18 protein-coding genes are annotated in these 18,859 nt (G+C 58.3%); 6 read left to right on the top strand and 12 right to left on the bottom strand.

What is annotated here, in order from left to right:
• Positions 1-34 precede the first annotated feature (34 nt).
• Complete coding sequence (locus A8O26_RS28710; protein WP_064120971.1) at positions 35-691, bottom strand: O-methyltransferase; 657 nt, start codon at positions 689-691, stop codon at positions 35-37.
• Positions 692-802: 111 nt separating this feature from the next.
• Here A8O26_RS28710 and A8O26_RS28705 point away from each other — a divergent pair, with 111 nt between their 5' ends.
• Positions 803-1,459 carry a TetR family transcriptional regulator gene (locus A8O26_RS28705; protein ID WP_064120970.1) on the top strand — a complete coding sequence of 219 codons (657 nt, stop codon included), beginning with the start codon at positions 803-805 and terminating at the stop codon, positions 1,457-1,459.
• Here A8O26_RS28705 and A8O26_RS28700 read toward each other — a convergent pair.
• The 3 genes from A8O26_RS28700 to A8O26_RS29635 form a co-directional block, all read right to left on the bottom strand.
• Positions 1,441-1,671: a hypothetical protein gene (locus A8O26_RS28700; protein ID WP_064120969.1), complete on the bottom strand. Its 231-nt coding sequence runs from the start codon at positions 1,669-1,671 to the stop codon at positions 1,441-1,443. The genes A8O26_RS28705 and A8O26_RS28700 overlap by 19 nt on opposite strands.
• A 34-nt stretch (positions 1,672-1,705) precedes the next feature.
• Positions 1,706-2,212: a peptide-methionine (S)-S-oxide reductase MsrA gene (gene msrA / locus A8O26_RS28695; protein WP_064120968.1), complete on the bottom strand. Its 507-nt coding sequence runs from the start codon at positions 2,210-2,212 to the stop codon at positions 1,706-1,708.
• A gap of 85 nt (positions 2,213-2,297) precedes the next feature.
• Positions 2,298-2,477, bottom strand: coding sequence for a hypothetical protein (locus tag A8O26_RS29635; protein WP_081265275.1), 180 nt, complete (start codon positions 2,475-2,477; stop codon positions 2,298-2,300).
• Positions 2,478-2,671: 194 nt separating this feature from the next.
• Between A8O26_RS29635 and A8O26_RS28690 the strand changes: the two genes are divergently transcribed.
• On the top strand, positions 2,672-3,367 hold the full coding sequence (locus A8O26_RS28690; RefSeq protein ID WP_064120967.1) for a hypothetical protein: 696 nt from the start codon (positions 2,672-2,674) through the stop codon (positions 3,365-3,367).
• 157 nt (positions 3,368-3,524) lie between these two features.
• Here A8O26_RS28690 and A8O26_RS28685 read toward each other — a convergent pair whose 3' ends face one another.
• The 3 genes from A8O26_RS28685 to A8O26_RS28675 form a co-directional block, all read right to left on the bottom strand.
• Positions 3,525-7,343, bottom strand: a complete 3,819-nt coding sequence (locus tag A8O26_RS28685) for an autotransporter outer membrane beta-barrel domain-containing protein (protein ID WP_064120966.1) — start codon at positions 7,341-7,343, stop codon at positions 3,525-3,527.
• Between the two features lie 157 nt (positions 7,344-7,500).
• Entirely contained in the window at positions 7,501-7,905 is a 405-nt protein-coding gene (locus A8O26_RS28680; protein WP_081265274.1) for a lysozyme inhibitor LprI family protein, read from the bottom strand.
• A 235-nt stretch (positions 7,906-8,140) separates the two neighbouring features.
• Entirely contained in the window at positions 8,141-9,358 is a 1,218-nt protein-coding gene (locus tag A8O26_RS28675; RefSeq protein ID WP_064120964.1) for an MFS transporter, read from the bottom strand.
• A 131-nt stretch (positions 9,359-9,489) separates the two neighbouring features.
• Between A8O26_RS28675 and A8O26_RS28670 the strand changes: the two genes are divergently transcribed.
• A complete protein-coding gene (locus A8O26_RS28670) occupies positions 9,490-10,104 on the top strand; it encodes a TetR/AcrR family transcriptional regulator (RefSeq protein ID WP_064120963.1) in 615 nt (204 codons plus the stop codon).
• 138 nt (positions 10,105-10,242) lie between these two features.
• Here A8O26_RS28670 and A8O26_RS28665 read toward each other — a convergent pair whose 3' ends face one another.
• The gene (locus A8O26_RS28665) at positions 10,243-10,608 is read right to left on the bottom strand and encodes a hypothetical protein (RefSeq protein ID WP_064120962.1); all 366 of its coding nucleotides are present in this window, start codon (positions 10,606-10,608) and stop codon (positions 10,243-10,245) included.
• Between the two features lie 190 nt (positions 10,609-10,798).
• On the opposite strand from A8O26_RS28665, the gene A8O26_RS28660 reads away from it, so the two are divergent.
• Together A8O26_RS28660 and A8O26_RS28655 are read left to right on the top strand one after the other, a co-directional pair.
• Complete coding sequence (locus A8O26_RS28660) at positions 10,799-11,359, top strand: hypothetical protein (protein WP_064120961.1); 561 nt, start codon at positions 10,799-10,801, stop codon at positions 11,357-11,359.
• Positions 11,360-11,853: 494 nt separating this feature from the next.
• On the top strand, positions 11,854-12,216 hold the full coding sequence (locus A8O26_RS28655) for a DUF6124 family protein (protein WP_064120960.1): 363 nt from the start codon (positions 11,854-11,856) through the stop codon (positions 12,214-12,216).
• Positions 12,217-12,504: 288 nt separating this feature from the next.
• On the opposite strand, the gene A8O26_RS28650 is transcribed toward A8O26_RS28655, so the two are convergent.
• The 3 genes from A8O26_RS28650 to A8O26_RS28640 all read right to left on the bottom strand — a co-directional run bounded on the left by A8O26_RS28650 (position 12,505) and on the right by A8O26_RS28640 (position 15,154).
• Positions 12,505-13,425 carry a hypothetical protein gene (locus A8O26_RS28650; RefSeq protein WP_064120959.1) on the bottom strand — a complete coding sequence of 307 codons (921 nt, stop codon included), beginning with the start codon at positions 13,423-13,425 and terminating at the stop codon, positions 12,505-12,507.
• Positions 13,426-13,797: 372 nt separating this feature from the next.
• On the bottom strand, positions 13,798-14,184 hold the full coding sequence (locus A8O26_RS28645; protein WP_064120958.1) for a hypothetical protein: 387 nt from the start codon (positions 14,182-14,184) through the stop codon (positions 13,798-13,800).
• Between the two features lie 166 nt (positions 14,185-14,350).
• A complete protein-coding gene (locus tag A8O26_RS28640; RefSeq protein WP_064120957.1) occupies positions 14,351-15,154 on the bottom strand; it encodes a 2OG-Fe(II) oxygenase in 804 nt (267 codons plus the stop codon).
• Positions 15,155-15,420: 266 nt separating this feature from the next.
• Between A8O26_RS28640 and A8O26_RS28635 the strand changes: the two genes are divergently transcribed.
• Positions 15,421-16,392: an AraC family transcriptional regulator gene (locus A8O26_RS28635; protein ID WP_064120956.1), complete on the top strand. Its 972-nt coding sequence runs from the start codon at positions 15,421-15,423 to the stop codon at positions 16,390-16,392.
• A 335-nt stretch (positions 16,393-16,727) separates the two neighbouring features.
• Here the strand turns inward: A8O26_RS28635 and A8O26_RS28630 are convergent, their stop codons facing one another.
• Positions 16,728-18,647, bottom strand: a complete 1,920-nt coding sequence (locus tag A8O26_RS28630) for a tyrosine-protein phosphatase (RefSeq protein WP_064120955.1) — start codon at positions 18,645-18,647, stop codon at positions 16,728-16,730.
• Positions 18,648-18,859: the final 212 nt, after the last annotated feature.

Raw genomic sequence — 18,859 nt, 5'->3', positions numbered from 1 at the left:
CATCCTGCAACAGGTGGCCCCTGATGGGAGGGCTTCAGCCCAAGCGCATTGACAGCTCAATGTCATCGGCAAACGGCACAGACAAATAGCCGTTCTGCGGCGCGCGCACGTAAGCCAGATACTCAGGGCAATAGTTGGTGTTGTCTGCCACCACCAGCGCGCCCGGCTTAAGGTGTTTTTCGACCAGTTTCAGCACGTCGCCGTACAACGCTTTGGCACCGTCGAGCAGCAGCAAGTCGACGGATTCCGGTAAGTCCGTGGCGAGTGTCACCAGCGCATCACCCTCGCGAATCTCCACCAGATCGCTAACGCCACCTTCAACGAAGTGTTGGCGCGCCAACTCGATCTTCGAGGGCTCGAACTCACTGCCGATCAGCACACCGCCGCCGTTGTCGCGCAGCGCCGCCGCCAGGTGCAGGGTGGACAGGCCGAACGAGGTGCCGAACTCGACAATCGCTTTGACCTTGGCGTTGCGCGCCAGCAGGTACAGCAGTTTGCCGGTGTCGCGTGAGACCGGCAGCCACAGGTCTTTGAGCATTGCATAGAGCTTGAGGTATTCGGTTTTGCTGTGCATCAGGCGTTCGCGTTCCTCGCCCGACACCGTTTCCAGCACCGGGCTGGTGGCGGCGCTGGCTTGGGTGTAGAGGCGTTCGATCAGGCTCGCCAGTGGCTCAGTGGTCAGGGTCGTCATGATTGCTTTCCGTCAGTGGGGAATTAAAATGCGAGCAATTCGTCGCCTTTAAATGATGCGAGTGATTCGCTTCTCGCGCTATTCGCATTCCCCCGGACGCCAGAGCTGCCCATGACCCACCGCCAGACTGCCCGTATTTCCTCGCGCAAACAGCCGCAACAGGCACGGTCCACCGAACTGGTGGCAGCGATTCTGCAAGCGGCTATTCAGGTTTTGAGCGAGCATGGCGCCACGCGTTTTACGACTGCACGGGTCGCGGAAAAGGCTGGCGTGAGCATCGGCTCGCTGTATCAGTACTTCCCCAACAAAGCCGCGATCCTGTTCCGTTTGCAGAGCGATGAGTGGCTGCAGACCACGCAGATGCTGCAGCGAATTCTGCAAAATCTTGAAGAACCGCCACTGGCGCGTCTGCGCACACTGGTGCAGGCGTTCATTCGTTCAGAGTGTGACGAAGCGCAGATGCGCGGCGCCCTCAACGACGCCGCCCCGCTCTACCGCAACGCCCCCGAAGCCCACGAAGTGCGCGCGGCCGGGCGGCAGATCTTCGCGACGTTCATGCAGGAAATGCTGCCAGACGTCGACGAGTCGAAACGCAGCGCCGCGTGCGAACTAATCCTGACCACGCTCAGTTCAGTCGGCAAAGACTTTTCCGGCAGCCCGCGTACCGAGCAGGAAATCTCGGTATGCGCCGACGGGCTGGCGGATATGTTCAGTGCTTATGTGCTGGCGCTGGATGGGCGACAGATCTCTCAGCCCAGGTCTCTGTAGGACGTCTTGTCTTGTTCGGGAAAGTCGGTCCGGTACTCGCCCCACTGCATGTGCGCATAATACTTGGTCATCGCTTCGAAATAATTGTCAGCCTCGACCTCCCAAACAAGCTTCGCGTCCGACCCCATAAGTGCACGCGCACTATCACCTTGAGCACCGGCCAGACAAAAGGTCTGACAGCCATCGGGTTCCAGCCAAAGTTCATGATTCATATTCGAGGTTCTGTTGTTTGAGGTCGTTATGGACTCACCCGCGTTTCGGCAGCTTCCAGTTCGGCCGAATGAAATGGCAGGTGTAGCCATTCGGAATGCGCTCCAGATAATCCTGATGCTCCGGCTCCGCTTCCCAGAACGGCCCCGCCGGTTTGATCTCGGTGACCACTCGGCCGGGCCACAGCTTTGAGGCGTCGACGTCGGCCGCGGTGTCCTCGGCGATGTCGCGTTGCGCTTCGCTGAGGTAGTAAATCGCCGAGCGATAACTGCGGCCGAGGTCATTGCCCTGCCGGTTGGCTGTGCTCGGGTCGTGGATCTGGAAGAAGAACTCGAGGATCTGCCGATAGCTGATCACCGCAGGATCGAAAACGATTTCGATGGCTTCGGCGTGATCGCCATGGTTGCGATAAGTGGCATTCGGCACATCGCCGCCGCTGTAACCGACGCGGGTTTGCAACACGCCGGGATAGCGCCGCAGCAGATCCTGCATACCCCAGAAGCAGCCGCCGGCGAGGATGGCGGTTTCGGTTTGACTGGTCATGGCTTGTCGTTCCTCTCGGGGGTGTTGGGTGTAGCACTTGTTATGAGGGCGGGTTGGCGAATTCCAAGGGGCTGCGCCAACAGAACTAGCGCGTCGACAGCTGATTGGCTCGCTCAAGCAATGGCCCGGTGATCCTGCGGCCGGCGTAGTCACTGACAAAGTAATTGATCCGGTTCGCCAGATGCTGAATCGATAGCCAGCCCAAACCGTGGTAGTCACGCAACTCCTCTGCGTTGAGAAAACCATAACATGGCTGCGGGTGCACGATTTTTGCGGTTCAAATCCCATCGCCAAGTCGGCATAATCCGCGAAGGGACGGTGTCGCCTCTGGACTTGGATAGCCGGATTGAACATGAAAGCGCTAGTACCGGAAAAGTAACTTCAGTCGGTCACCCGGTTATCACCAAGAGGTCCTGAAGCGACGTCGCATATCTGTCAATCAATTAAAAACTCTAAAAAATGAAAAGACATATTATCGCTACTGCTTTAGCTCTGACTTGCTTCAACCTGGTGCCTTCAGCGCACGCGGATAACGAGTGGTACCTCTATAATCCCAAATTCGCCAAGGAATACGGCCAACCATGCGTGTCGCTGGTCAGACTAAACTATAAAATTACAGAACCACGCGGCTACCTGGATGATTTGAAGAAAAACGGAACCTTGGTAGAGATTGTTGACACAGATCAAAGATCGATCTCGTTCAAGGCAAACGGTGAGTCTTACTACCTCATTCAGGATGCACAGGAATGTACTGAGTTCTCCAGCAACATGTTCCAGATATCCAAGAAACTCTCAAAGCAGGAACACGCTCCTGTGCCATCAAAAGAACTCCCAAGCAAAAATGATTTTGTCGGCCAGATAAATCAGTCTTTATTATCCGGGACTGAGAAGTCGTTCAAACTCATCTATCAGCTTCACGAGTCAACAAATAAAAAATGCGCCGCCGACGAGCACGCAGGTTTCGTTTTCTTTGCCCCGGATTCAAGGCCTGATGAAAGCCCATCAGAAGTCGGAAGTGCCTGCTGGAAGATTGATAACAATCGAATAAAACTCAGGGCCATGCTTTCGTTTAATGGAAAAAAACATCCGGTAGAGACTTCATACTGGGATTTCTCAAACCCTGATGTCGTGGGTTTCGAGGGGGTCAAAAGGTAAAAAAACGTATCTTGCGATTTGATAAATCCTCTCCGTCCGCGAAGCTTGCACCGTCTTGGCGACGAAGAGGATCTAATCGACTCTTGTTCTACTCCTGCCCAGAAAACCTTTCCAAAAGACGAATCTTCTCGTCGAACACTGACGAATCCCCCTCCTCCTAAAAATCAATCTTGAACCCCAACATCGCGTCATACCCATGGCTGTCCCCATCAAACCCCTGCCGATACCCCGCCGAGGCCGTAAACGTCGTACGCCGGTTGGCCTGATAATCCACCCCCAGATTCACCTCGCCCCACGTCCCCTGGATGTCCGATTTAAACGGGATATAACCCGACTCCGAGGAAAACTCGGTCTTCGGTTTGCCCTTGAACTCATGCCACACGCTCGGCCGGATCCAGCCGTTGGTGCGCCGCTGGCTGTTGTCGACGCCTTCGGTGTCCCAGTCCCTGGCAATGCGCACGCCGAGTCGGCCAATCAATGAGTCGACGTCTTTGAAGCGCACGTTCGCGCCGACGTCGTCGCTGCTGTCGAGGTCGACGTAGCTGTAGATCGCCTGTATTTGCGGTTCGACGTACCAGTTTTTGTCGACTTCGTACGGGTAGCCGTTTTCCAGCGAGGCGGTGTAGCCCCAGCCGTGGGTCTTGAGTTTTTCGAGGTCGTTGGGTTTGGCTTCGATGTCGAAGCGATTGACCTGCAGCACGCCGTCCAGATACCAGCCGGAGGGGCCGAAGTGCGTCCAGTACGCACCCAAACCGTAAGCGCGCAAGGTGTCTTCGCCGGCCGCACGGCGGGTGTAATGGCTGACGCCGGCGTTGATAGTGCCGGCCGATAATGAGATCCCCGCTTGCTCATGACTGCCGTCGGCGCGGACTTTGCGGTACAGGTCGGTGCCGACCTGAAAGGCCGTCAGGTCGTAGTTGTATTCAGGGCTTTTGCCGAGGGCGTTTTTGCGATCGCCGTCCTGCTTGCCGCTGCGGTAGATCACCCTGCCCCAGCCCATGGACGGCGCCAGAGTCGACTGGTCTTCTTTGGGCAACGGGTCGCCGGCGTTCAGGCGTTCTTCGCCCACCCGTTCGTGCAAGGTGTCGACCATCGTCCGGCCATACACCAGCGCCAGCGCCGGGACTGCGCCGTAGAGTGAGACTTCCGGGCGATAGTTCGGCGTGGGTGCTGGATCGGGATCAGGACCCGGCGGATCGTCCGGCGTCAGGGCGTCCGAACGCAGGTACCAGGTGTCTTTGCCACTGCCGTCCTCCGCGCCTTGTTGCAGACGATATTCATAGGGCCCGGCGACCACTCGCCGGGCCAATTGGAAGGCGTTCGGGTCGCTCGCCCCCTCGGTTTTGTTGAGCAGTTCGACCACGGCAATGCCGTTGCCCTGAGTCAAGTCGCCCTGCCCGCCGACATTGGTCACGACCAGCCCTGCCGCGCGGTTGTTGACGGTGGTGGTCGAGTCCACCAGCAGCATGTCAGAGCGACTGTTTACCCCGCCTTCGTTCAAGGTGCTGTTGAGCAACACCCGGCCGCCATTGGCTACGAACACCCCGCCGCCGTCGGTGCCGGCAGTGCTTGCGCCGCTGATCAACAACACATTGCCGACAGTGTTGCTGCCGCCGGCGAGGTCGAGAGTGCCACTGTGGGTGAAGCGATTCACACCGAGTAATTGCCCCTGCACCGCGCCGCCCGGCGTCGGGGTATTCGCCGCTTGCCCCAACGGCAAATAGGCGCCGCTGGTATTGAAACTGTTGATGCCCGTCGCCGGTTGCGCCGCCAGTGTGATCACTCCACTGTTATCGATGCTGTTGCTGCCCGATGCCCCCAGATTGCTGGTCGCAACGCCCCAGGTATCGCGCACGCCGCTGCCTGTCGTGTCGCTGAAATTGCGCAGCGTCCAGGTGCCGCTATTGGTCACGGCGCTGGCTGCGCTGACGGCATTCACCGAACCGGTCATCTGCCCGGTGTTGTTGAGGGTGAAATTCGTCCCCGGCGTGGTCGCATCGGCGCGCACGGCGGCATCGCTGAGCGCGCTGATCGCGCCAGCGTTGTTCAGCGTCTGCGTGGCGCCGCCGAGTGCGACGCCGCTGCTGTCCGCGCGCCCGCCCTGCAGCGCTGCAGTGTTGCTGACCGTGACCGTGCCGCCCTCGCTCAACGCAGCAATCGCCGATGAGCCGGTGCCCTTCGCGGTGATCGCCCCGCTGTTGGTCACCGAAACACTGGCGGCACCGGAGGCTTCGGCGAGAATCCCCTGACTGTTGCTGGCGCCCTGCGTTTGAATCGGCCCGCTGTTGACAATGGTCTGCGCACCGCTGGCAGACAACGTGCGAATGCCGCGCTGCTGATCGCCGCGAGCGATCAATTCGCCGCTGTTGCTGACACTGAGCGTGCCCAGCCCCGAGCCGGAATTGAAGGCGTTACCCGCCAGAATCGCCGCGCCCTGGCCGTTGACGTCAATCAGCGGCCCGGTGAACGTCACCCCGACGTTGCCGCCCAGCGTCAGCGCCTGAATGCCAAAAGAGCCGATGCCCGTGCCATCGCCCGAGCCGGCGTTGGAATGAGTGATGAGGGTGCCACTGGCATTGACGTCCACCGTGCCGGTTGGCGCTTGCGTCGAGGCATAAATGCCGTTGGCGTTGCTGTTCATCGTTTCAATGCGGCTGCCGGAGTAATCGACCCGGACGTTGCCGCCGGTCGAATCGACCCGAATGCCGCCCGCACCAAAACCACTGGCGAAAATGTTGCCGGAGTAATCGATCAGGACGTTGTTGTTCTCGGCGCTGACGATGATGCCGTAGGCCCGCGTGGTGTTCACGCCACCGAACACATTGAGATCGCCACTGCCGGTGACAGTGGCGTCGCCAGTGCCACGCTTGATGATGTAAATCGCCCGCGAGCCAGCAGCATTCGCCGTGCTTCCGACATTGAGGGTGGCGTTGTTCTCGATGCTGATCGAACCGGTCGCACCGACGTTGTCATTGGCATAGATACCGTGCGCGGCGCCGCCGGTGGTGGTGATGGCGCCGTTGTTGACGATGTCGATGCTGCCCACCGAGGAGAACGCGCGAATGCCGAAGCCGTTGAGGCCATCGGTGCTGAGCGTTCCGCTGTTGGTCAAGCGGGTATTGCCGGCGCCGCCTTCAGTGAAGAGGCCAAACGCATTCATGCCAATGGCCTGGACGGTGGCGGCGTTGACCAGCGTAGTGTTGCCGTTGACCGCGCGGGTGTGGACGCCGGCGTGGTTACCGATACCGGCGGTGGGCAAGGTATCGTCGATGATCGGCAGGCCCGCCGACAGCGCATCATCGTTATTGACCAGAATGCTGACCCCGGCGCCGACGTTGACAGTGGTGTCGCCGCTGCCCGTGGCTTTGGTCCAGATGCCGTTCCCGCCGAGCAAGGTAATCTGGCCGTTGCCCTGATGCGAGACGTTGATCGCGCCGCCGCCACTGGCATTCACGTCGATGCCGTCGTGTTCGTTGCCGACCACGGTATTGAGAATGTTCAGCGTGGTGCCGGAACTGACCGAGAACGTCGACACACCGCTGCCAGCATTGGTGATCGCCATGGCATCCAGTCCGCTGCCGCCAAGGTTGACCGTGTTGGTGCCGCCATCGACCGTCAGTGTCGCGTTGCCGCTGCTGCCGATTACGTTGGAAAACACCGCATTGGCGGCGGTCGGCGGGGTGCTGTTGACCGTGGTGCCATTGAGGGTCAACGTCGAGTTGCTGTTGTTGCCGCGCACCAGCAGCGAAGAGCCGGCCGTGGTGGTGATGGCAGTGCCCGATTGAGTACTGATCGAGGCATCGACAGTGGCAGCGGGCGTACAGGTTTGCGAAACATTGTAGGTACCGACAGCCAACGGCCCGCACGCCGCCTGGGCGTCTGCCAGTGCCAGGGCGTTGGCCATGGCGACCCATATGGCGCGGCGAAGCAGCTGCGGGGCAAAGCCTTTTGGGGAATGGTCGCAAGTGCCTTGCATGACAACCTCCTTGTCTGGCGTTCTCCATCGCGGGCGGACGGCCGGCAACACCAAATGACTATTCAGTTTTGGTTAACCGATATAGACCTTAGTTGGTATTTTCAGACTTGGAGAAGGCGGAGGCAGGAATGACCTGAACAGACTTATCGCCGCCTGATCAGTAACGCTCCGGATTCCATGGGATGTTTTGCAAAAAGACTATCCGGGCATCCAGTTCGTTGATCTGGCAACGCAGCTCGGCAAGGCTTATCCAGGCACTGGCCCCCTCCGATACCCCGGCATAAAAACTACAGTGCTCGTCCACGTACTTGCGCCATGCGGCATGCTCTTGCTGAAACTGCTGACGGATAGAGCGCTGGTCATCCACGCTATTGGGGATTCTTGCGAGCGAGGCCGTGTACAGGCGCTCAATGACTTCTCGCTTTTGCATCACGAGGCGATCCATGCACTGCGCAGTCTGGCGCACACTACTGCCGGACACATCGCATTCTGCCGCTTCCGGGTCGGCACCCCACGCCTGAGCGAACGCGCAGGCAAGCAATACAAAACTCCATGAGTTCATCTGATAAACGCCATCGTCGTGTTGTTAGAAGCGGTTGTCGCCAAGTGACGACAACCGCAAACAGCACAAACCGAACGTTATTAGTAAAAAGTTCACACGCCAGGCGCGCGGGATGATCGGCCGGAGATTTTGGCTTACCCGCAAAACACTGTGGGAGTTGGCCTGCCGACGATGACGTCAGCACATCACAAACACATTGACCTGACGCACCACCGTCATCTTCCGAGCGAGCACCTCAGTGCCCAACCACGGCAGCCGCTCCTGCCCCACGCGGCCCCGCTCTGAACCCGTGCCCCCGAGCACTCCAGGCGATCACAAAACCGACCGCCACCAACACCATCATCGCCCATGGGAAAGCGGCAACCCCCCATCGATCCAGCAGCACACCGCCAACCACCCCGCTGCCAGCAATCGCACTATTCCACGCCACCACATTCAACGACAACGCAACATCCGCGCCGTCCCCCGCCGCATCCGCCAGCGCCGTCTGCAACAGCGTAGCCGCACCGCCAAAACTCAATCCCCACACCCACACGCCCAGATAAATCACCTCCGGCACACGCCCCAGGAAACCAAACACTACGCATACCAATGCAAACGTGGCCAGGCTCACCAGCACGGTCTTGCGCAACAGCGGCTCAACCAATTTCGCCGTCAGCCAGATCCCCGCCAACGCCGCGAGACCAAACACCAACAACACCAGATCGACGCGATCCGCCAGCCCTGCCGGCGCCACAAACGGCGCGATGTAGGTGTAGAGAATGTTGTGCGCCAGCATCCAACTGATCACCACCGCCAACACCGGCCGCACACCCGGCGTGATCAACACGCGGCGCAACGACAGACGCTGATGCGCAGGCTGCGGCGGATAATCCGGCACCTTCACCAACACCCAAACGATCAGCATCAGGGTCAGGGCCGACATCAACCCGAACGTCGTGCGCCAACCGACCAGGCCACCCAGCCAAGTGCCGAGCGGCACGCCCAGTGACAAGGCAATCGGCGTACCGACCATGGCCAGCGCCAACGCCTTGCCCTGCTGATCCGGCTCGACCATTCGCCGTGCATAACCGGCCAACAAACTCCACGCCAACCCTGCCGCCACCCCCGCAAAGAAGCGCGCCACCAGCGTCACGCCATAGTGCGACGACAACGCCGTGATCGAGTTGAACAGCAGAAAACCAACGATGGTCAGCAACAACACATTGCGTCGACGCCAGCCGCGCGTGGCAATGGTCATCGGGATCACCGCCAGCACCGAGCCCAGCGCATACGCGGTGACCATCTGCCCGGCCATCGAAGGCGAAATCGCCAAGCCTTCGCTGATCAGCGGCAACAGCCCGGCGGGCAGGGTTTCGGTGACGATGCAGATAAAACCGGTCATGGCCAGCGCCAGCAGCGCGCCGATGGGCAGGCGTTTGGGCGCCGCCGTTAGAGTCAATGAAGGTGTCACGGGAAACTCCTTGAGTTTGGAAATTCAGACTTGCGTACCGATCGATATAAAATACTGGCGGCAGCCGAGGCCCGTTGTCAACGACTTATGTATCGACTAGTATTCAAATCACTTTCCGAGGAGTTTTCGCTATGGCCAGAACCGGCCGCCCCCGCGCATTCGATCGCGACGACGCCGTCGACCAGGCCATGCAATTGTTCTGGCAACACGGCTACGACTCGACATCCCTCGCCCTGTTGAAGGCTGAACTGGGCGGCGGCATCTCCGCCCCCAGCTTCTACGCCGCGTTCGGCTCCAAAGAAGCCTTGTTCGACGAATGCGTGCAGCGTTACTTGGCGACCTTCGCCCAGGTCACCGAATGCCTGTGGGACGAAACCCTGCCGCCACGCCAAGCCATCGAAACCGCACTGCGCCAGTCAGCACGCATGCAATGCGACGACGGCCACCCGAAAGGCTGCATGGTCACCCTCGGCGTCATGAGCGCCCCGAGTCCGGACAATGCCGGCGTCGTCGAAGCCCTCACCCAGTCCCGCGCTCGAACCCGTGCTGGGATTGTGGCGTGCGTCGAGCGGGGTGTGAGTGAAGGGCTGTTAGCGAACGACACGAACGCAGCCGCGATGGCGACGGTGTTCGACAGTTTCCTGCAGGGGATTTCCATCCTGGCTCGGGATGACACGCCGATCGAGAGCATTGATGCAGCGATTACGCAGGTGATGCGGACGTGGGATGTGATGGCGAAGAGTTGACGCCTACATTGCCCCCACTTAATCTGCTCCCATCTCGCCCAAGGCAGTACGCGGTCCTAACCATCCAGGACACGCCAAACCCTTGGGCGTTTTGCTATCCGGAAGAAAGCAATGCTGACCAACAGTAAACCTTAAGCGCTACGCAACAACCTCAACATAACTCGATTCCCCGCCACCCTCCGCCCCCGACAACCAACCCCACACAAACCGCAACGTCGTCCGCCCCGCCTCATCAACCCCCACCACGCCCTGCGACCAACCCGCGCGAATCTCGCCATCCGTGGTGATGCACTGATAAAGCAGCTCGATACTGTCAGGCCCGGTCACCCGGCCAACCTGGTTGCCCAGGCGAATATGCCCACCCGCGTAAGTCCCCCAAACCGCCGTGCCATCGACGAAGTAGTGAAACACCGTGCGCGCATCGGACAACCCCTGAGCATTGTTCGCCACGGAAAAGCGGCGGTTGTTCAAGCGTTCGGTGATTTGCGAAAAAGCAGATTGCATAAACAACGCATCCTTAGTCGAGAAGATCCATTCCAGCCTTCGGGCATCCTAATCCATTGCTTCAGCACAGCAAGAATCCGATGCCGATTTCTGCCAACCCAACCGCACAGCCGCGTTTGACGCCCCTTCCCGCCCCACCTGGTCTGCCCAAAACACCCTTACAGCCAAAACCGAGTTCACGAGAGGCAAGATGAGCAACTTCCCAATCGTCGCCACCGTGCTCTCGATGATCCTCGGGCTCTCCGTCACCCGCCTGCTGCTCGGCGCACTGACGGTATTCCGCATCCGCCGCGTCGCCAAGCCAGATTGGGTGGCACTGGTCTGGGCGGTGATGCTGTTTACCACGCAGCTGGAATTCTGGTGGGCGGTTAACGCACTGTCGACGGTGAAACAGAGCTTCTCGTTTCTCGAATTTCTACTGTTGGTGATGCTGACACTGTCGCTGTTCGTCACGGCGGCGTTGTTGCTGCCGAGCCGCAGTGAGGATGAGCAGAACGGTTTGCGCGTGTATTTCGAACAGGATGGGCGCTATGCATTGCTGTCGCTGTCCGCGTATCTGTGCCTGGGGCTGATCGTCAATGTCACGTTGTTTCAGGCTTCGCCCGTGGCAATTTGGGGCGTGCTGGATGTGATTATGATTGTGTTGCCGATTGGCGCGTTTTTGGCTCGGACGCGTAAAGCGTATGTGGCGATTACGTTGATTTATGTGCCGATCAATGTGATAGACATGCTGATTTCGCTGGCGAATTGATGATTCAAGAAAGCAGGAACAAAAACAGTAACCAGCTTCTACTGCCAGGCCGGCGAAATCGACTTAACCTCCAAACTTGCGCGTTGGTTCAACGGCTGGATCGAACGTTTTCGAGGTGTTCAGGTTTCAGAAAACTGCCCATCTCAACGAGCCGTTTAAAAGCGTTCCGAAATACTTCCAACAGGCTACAACGCCTTGCGCCGTTGCCTACGACTACGCCAGAATCCGCCGGCTTGTGCGCCTCGGATGCGGGTTCTATTGTGGTTCGGTCACTGAATAGCAGTGATCGGGTTTGGTAGCCCGTGTATACAAGGTGCGCAATTTCACTATTGGCGAAAGTCTTCGTCTGGCTTTTATGGTGGTCATGCGCAGGGCGCTTTCGAGCGCGCCGGTTTTCCTTGTGTCCCGGTCTACCAACCTGTGCATGGCCGCCACCCATCGTTTGGTAGCGAGAGGGTGATGGCTCCTTTTAAGCGACACAAGGGAGTTACATCATGTTCAAAATCACACCGAATCCGCCAGAAACCGATCCGATCTCGGGCGACGAATCCCCAGACGCCAAGAAATTCAACGAAGCCGTCGACCGCGCCCTCTCCCACTACCTCGGCCCCGCTCCGGAAATCATGGCAACCTCGTATCAAACCAACACCATGTTTATCGCCAATCCAAAAACCAAGACTGAAGAATTGCTGGTGAATGCCAGTGAATCACTCGGCTCGGCCTCTGTAATGCTGGGCGATGTGATCGGTCTTGTTCACGGACCGGCACGCAAGACACTGCAAGGCATTGCGCAGGTGGTAATGCTTGGGGAGTTGGCGGTCAATCGGGCGCTGGATAACGCAGTGCCTACGGAGTAACGAACATTTCTCCATGACGGCCAGGATGTCGTCATGGAGGCAGACCAGACAGATCCACCAAGACAGATAATAAATCGGCCACTTTCTTCTCGTTTTTTGCCGTTAGCAACTCAGGGCGAAAGCTGAATACAGAGGGCACAACGTCAATGTGGTGCTTCCCTGGCTTTCAGGCTTGGCGGGCTCCGAAGTGATCGGACGCAGGTTCGAATGGCCAAGAGCAGGAATGCAGTGCAACAGCCACGAAGGTTCGCGCAAGAGGCGCACGCCGAATCCACCTCTATCCAACCGCTAGATCGGAAATACCGGGACCTGACCTCCTCTGATTTCAATTTTATGTTCTGAGTAGAACGCCACCGCCCCTTTGCACTCTGCGACCGGGCGGTGGCCTTTTGAATTGGGCTTGAGAAAAACGTCCGCTTTACCTGCGACAACAACTCTCGCTTCAGCGGCCACTCTGATCGCTATGGCAACTTTATCGCCTCCGGGCGAGCACGCAAAGTTGCAGGCGTAAATGCCAATACCCAATTTAGGGCCAAACAGGTTCTTCAACAGCAGGCCAAATGAGTCCGGATTGATAAAATCCTTTCCGGATTCAGACTGGCCCAGCACTGCAGCAAAATTTCTCTTTACAAATATTTCGTCCGCATTACCCAGCCACATCTGCCCGATATAACCATGAGTGACGATCAGTACAGTGTCGATCCAACCGTCAGCCACCTCTGCCACGCTGGTCAGTTTCACAACCAGCTCTTCATATGTGCCATCGGCATGAACCAGGTGCGACACACCTGAAAATGTCTCAACGTAACTCTCGACACCTTTAGCAAAAGCACTGCCCGAGTTGCCCTTTTTGATCTCTTCTGAAAAATCGTGGTAGATCACCACTATTTCACGCTGATAAGGATCGACGAACTCCTCCTCATCAATTCTAAATTTGAAATCCCCGCGAAAAGCGGCATAAGCAGGCACCAGCTTTTCTTCCTTTTGCTTGAAAAATACAATTAATGCTCGCCCTACAATGACCGATTCTTTTTCGGTTTCTGCGACCCACGGCGTGCCTATCAACCAATCGGTCAACTTGTTGACAGGGTCTAGAACCGCCAGTTTTAGCGTCGTAAACGGGATCAGTGCTTCGCTCCCGTCAAGCATGTTTTTTATGACGACGCCGGCTTTGACTTTTCTTTCGACAACTGCATTCCAGCAGATCATATGAAGCTCCTTGAATAAGCGTGTAGTCGAAAACCGTAAATCAGTGTAGCCGTTAGTTGGCGAAGTGCCCGGTGCTGTGGCGGTGAATCGGGCTTTGGATAACGTGGTGCCGACGGAGCAATGAAAATTCCTCCATGACGGCCAGGATGCCGTCATGGAGGATGATCAGATATACGCACCAAGACTGAAAATTAATCCGTCCCCCCTTTTTCACCATCCCTTTTTCACCCCGTGATTACCAAGCCCATGGTTGCTCAGTCTGCCCCGTAAACTTCGAACCATGCAGGAACGTATTACGCTCCTGCGTAGTGGTTAGCGCAAATCGGGCCCAATGCGAATGGGCAATCACGTTCAGACGCGCAGGTACCGATCTCAAGGACGATGCAGCCCTGTAGCATCCCGCCAGTACAAGGTTTCTTCGAATTGGAAGCTAATAAGAAAGAAGGCCGGACACAACTGAGATATGGATTGAGCGATTTTATCCAAATCTTCCATAGACGATTCCCCCTCAGGTTCCGGGCCTTTTAATCTGATGGTGCAACGCAAAGCGACAGGAAAGTCGATACCCTTTGTATTCTCAGCATTGATCGTAGAGTCATCTGTTACATCACCGCCGCTCAATCTAAGCCCCGAGGCAAATACAGCGGACAAGCCATTACCCGCCGCCTCTATTTCCCAAGCCCCCGCATTCTCAACGGCGCATTTCAGCACTGAAATTGTGAGCGCACTATCAGCTTCCAAGCACAGATCAAGACTCATGAATCCTCCCTTTTTCCTGCCCGAACAGTTACACCAAAATTTTGAGTACGATCTTCGCGATAGTGAATTGGGCTAGTGGCTTGAACGTCTCCTTCTTGCCGAAAACTGCATCAGCTGTTCACCACCCAGTCCAAACAACGGCTGCTTCCCTGATTACGCCGCCTCCTCACCCCTTCTTCTTAAACAATTTATTCAAGTAATACTTCAAACTGACACGATCCTTCGGCCGCGGCTTATAGTGCGTTTTATTCCTCTGCCCCGGCTCGCCACCCACCCCACTCGCCGTGTAGTAATAAAGCGCAATCGACCGTCGAGTGATGTGTTCCGGCGTAGTCAACGGCTCCGGATGCCCATGGTTACTGTCCTTGTCGGTATTAAAAATCACACACCGGTTATAAACCGGCAGCACCTTCTTCAGGCATTTCTTCATCCCCACATCCCAAAGCTCCAGGTTCCCGCCGTACGCCTCCTGCCAGTCCTCAGTCAGATAAATGATCACGTTCAACCGTCGCTCAACGTTGAGCTTTTTGTTCAGCCGAAAATCCGAGTGCACGCCGAGGAAGCCGCCGGTTTTGGTTTCGTGCAGGCCGCCGCCGGCGAAATACGGATCGGGAATCAGCCCTTGAATGCCGGTGAGTTTTTCGAGGAATTCCAACATTGGCGCGGAGTTGAAGGTGTTGAAGACGTTCTTCAGGTACGGGCTGCAGGCGTTGGGGCTGATCTGGCGTTTGAGTTGGCCTTTGTAGCCGCGCTCGTAGGTTTGTTCGTTGTTGGTCGGTTCGACCGGGAAGTGTTCGCGGATGCTGGCGATGACGTCGGCTTGCAGGAAGTTGTCGATGACGATGTGCGGGAATGGCGTGGCCTGGGTGTATTCGTGGATCAGCGATTCGCCGAAAGCGCTGGCGGCGTTTTGGTCGAAGTCGAGTTCCGGGGTCAGGGTGATGGGGAGTGTTTGCGTGTTGGCTTGCATTGCCGCTCCGATGATTTTTTTGGCTTTCAGGGCTGGGTAGACAGGGGCCGAGGCTTGGCGCGGTGCCGCTGTTTGCTCGCTGAATACAGGTGCGAGCAGGTTGCCATGTCGGCCATGGCCTGCCGAGTGTCCTTTGCTTAAACATGGCGCGGCGCTGTTACGGCATGTTTCTGGCTGTCACAAACGCGTCATATTGCCTCTGCTAGTCTTCTCGGCGCCCTGCCCTACACCCCTGCCCTAGAGCCCCAAAAGAAGGTGCCGCCAAGGTGTTTCCGACTCCTGTTCGCCAACAAATCATCCTGCGCTCTGACAATCTCCGTTCCGATGACTTCGGCGCGATGTTCTCCAGGCTCTTCGGCAACCGCTATGCCGATACCCCGCCGCTGCCGTCGAACATCATCATTGGTGGGGTCTACGGTCGGCATGACGGCGTGAGTTTTCGTCGCATGTATTACCACGGCGATTTCACCGTTGCTTTTCCCGACCCGCAGGACGAGATCACGTTTGTCATTCCCACTGCCGGCAAGATTGTTTTCAACCATGGCACCGAGTCCATCGGTGTGTCGCAGGTGGGGCTGGCGATTGATAAGGCGGATATCCGTTCGATGCGTTTCTTTGATGATCATGCGCATCACGGGATGTCGGTCAATCGGCATCAGCTCACTGAGCGGTTGTCGGCGCTGTTGGATAAACCGATTGTGGAGAAGATCGTGTTTGCGCCGCGTGTGGATTTGAGTTCGGCGGCGTTTCAGGGGATCAAGGCGTTGATTGATCTGGCGACGGGGACGGAGTTTGATTTGTTGCTCAACAGCGGGACGTTGATGCCGTCGCGGTTGCGCGAGATGTTGATTGATGCGGTGTTGGAGGCGTGGCCGCATAACTTTTCCGAGGCATTGCGGCGGCCGACGGCGATGGTTGCGCCGAGGCATGTGAAGTTGGCGGTGGAGTTTATTCAGGCGCATCCGGAGCAGTTGGTCAGTGGTGTGGATCTGGCGCGGTTGAGCAATGTGAGTCAGCGCGCGTTGCAGGAAGGGTTTCGGCGGTTTGTCGGGATGTCGATTGTGGGGTATCAGCGGCAGGTGCGGCTGGAGCGGGCTTATGAGGTGTTGAGACAGCGGGATTCGGGGTCGGTGACGGAGGTGGCGTTGCGGTTTGGGTTTAGTAATGTGGGGCGGTTTTGTCGGTATTTTCAGGGGGCTTATGGGGTGAGTCCGGCGGATTTGCGGGGGCGGGATTGATCGGTTCTAAGTTGGAATTCTAAGTGTGGGAGCGAGCCTGCTCGCGAAGGCGTTGGGTCAGTTGATGTTGACTGGTCTGGCGCTTTCGCGAGCAGGCTCGCTCCCACAGTGGGTTTTTGGGTGCCTTTGGGATTGGGGTCGCGCTTGATTGACGGGATCGGGATTGATTCAGTTTTTAAGCTGGAATGCTAATTGTGGGAGCGAGCTTGCTCGCGAAGGCAGTGGGTCAGTCGATTTGATGTTGACTGGTCTGGCGCTTTCGCGAGCAGGCTCGCTCCCACAATGGGTTTTGGGGTGTTTGTTGAATTGGGGGGTCTTCCTTGACCCCGCTTCGTTTAGAACGCGTAACTGGCCTTGAGGCCGCCGTTGAAGCCGTGGCTGTCGCCGCCGCCGTTGGCGCCGACTTCTGCGCCCAGGCTCAGGGCGCCGAGGTTGGCCATGAGGTTGACGCCGCCTGTGAATTGGTCGCGATTATCAAACGCCGCACGTTGTTCGATGTCGAGGCCCAGCAGGTGGCTTTGGCTGTCGACTTCGTTATGGCCCAGTGTGCGTTCGTAACCGACTTGTACGCCCGGCACCAGTTGCCAGGCGCCCATCACCATGGGGGCGAAGGCGACGTTGAGGTTGGCGACGGCGCTGCGGCGGGTAGCGCTGTTGTCGTCGACGTCGAGTGACAGTTCGCTGCCCTTCTCTTTGAAGCCGTTGAGGTCGAGGTGGCTGACTCGCAAGCCCAGGCTCGGCTCGATGGTCATGCCGTTGATTGGGGCGCGATAGCCCAATGCAAGCGTGGCGCCGGTGAGGTTGCCGTGGCTGTTGCCCTTTGCGGTGCCGAGGCCGCCGCCGAGGTCGCGTTTGCTGTCGTAGTCGATGTAGCCGGCGCTGGCGTTGGCGTCGAAGAACAAGCCTTGTTCCAGGCTGCTGAAGCCGTAGCGGGCGCCGACGTTGAGGAAGGTGAAGTCGGTGTCGGCTTCGCCCCCCGCGCCGCCGACCGTGCCTTTGCTGTAACCGAAACCGCCGCGTGCACTAAGTTGCTCGCTGAAGCGTTGGGTGATGCCGACCATCAGCCCCTGGCTGTGTTCGTTGCTGCTGTCGGCGTGGGCCGAGCCGTCGGTGCCGAGGTAGCCGGCGAGTGCGGTGGTCCAGAGGCGGTACTGGCCGACCTTGAGGTCGCTGCCGCTGGCGAACGGCGCGGCGGCTCGTTCGATCATCGCGTTTTGCCGCAGCAGATAGCTGGCGGCGTCGGCGTGCACCTGGCCGCCGACCTGGGTTTCGACACCGCCGAGGGTGCCGGCGTCGATGGCCGATTGCAGGTAGTAGTTGTAGGCGCTGTAGGTGCCGGACAGGTCGGTGTTCTGCAATTGGCGGAGCAGTTCGGCGCCGGCAGCGGCGTTGCCGATCAGCCCGGCCTGACCCGGCAGGCTGTTGTATTCGACGAGTTTGCCGCGCAGCACGTAAATGGTTTCCTGCGACAAGCCGAGGCCTTGTTTGAGGTAGTTGTCCATGCTGCCGTATTGCGCGGTGACTTCGTCGAGACCGGCCTGCAAGTAGCTGGCCTGCACGCCGAGCAGTGGCGCGTAGATCGCGGCCATGCTCGGTGGCAGAGCCTTGAGCGTGGCGGCGACGCGGGCGGCGGTGTAGTCGTTGGTCGCCAGGTAGTTGGCCATGATGGTGGCGTTGTCGACGCCGGCGATGCTCTGCAACACGGCGGCGGTCCAGCCGGTGCGGTCCTTGCCGGCGGTGCAGTGGAACAGTTGCGCGGCGTCGACGCTGGCCAGTTCATTGAACAGCACGCCGAACTGGCCGCGCATGCCGGCGTCGCTGACGAAAGCGCGGTTGGTCTGTTCCATCATGGCGATGGCGTCGGCGGCGCTTTTGAAGGAGATGTTGGTGATGTTCGAACCGGAGGTGGTGCTGCCGATGATGTCGATGTTCTGGTAGGTCGCGCCGCTGATCAGGGTGTCGGGGGTGGCGGCGATTTCGCTGGGGGTGCGCAGGTCGTAGATGGCTTTGATGCCGAGGCTGTTGAGGGTGGCCAGATCGGATGCCGTCGGGGTCAGCGCGTTGGAGCGGTAGAACACGCCGGTGCGCATCGTGCCGTCGTGGGCCGTGGTGTACGCGGTGGTGATGCCGGCGATGTCCCGGAAGTTGTCGATGCCTTGCAGGCGCGGCGTGTCGAGCGGAACGGACTCGGCAGCGTGGGCGGCGGCGATGGACAGGCTCAGTACGGACAGCGAACACAGAAGACGTTGAAACACAGTGCAGCCTCATTGGGATAAGCGTTGGGCTGCTGACTATGGGTAATGAAGTGATATCGAATATGACAGTTTTGCTTTGAATGAAAATGGCGGCGCGATTGGGCCGTGGGGCGCGTGATTGGTCCATTTCTGAAGGAAATCGAAGATCAAAAATGTGGGAGCGAGCTTGCTCGCGAAAGCGGTGGGTCAGTTGCGGGGATGTTGGCTGGGAC

This window comes from Pseudomonas fluorescens, assembly GCF_001648775.1.
Classification (GTDB): Bacteria; Pseudomonadota; Gammaproteobacteria; order Pseudomonadales; family Pseudomonadaceae; genus Aquipseudomonas; species Aquipseudomonas fluorescens_M.
This window is presented reverse-complemented; position numbering and strand designations above follow the sequence as displayed.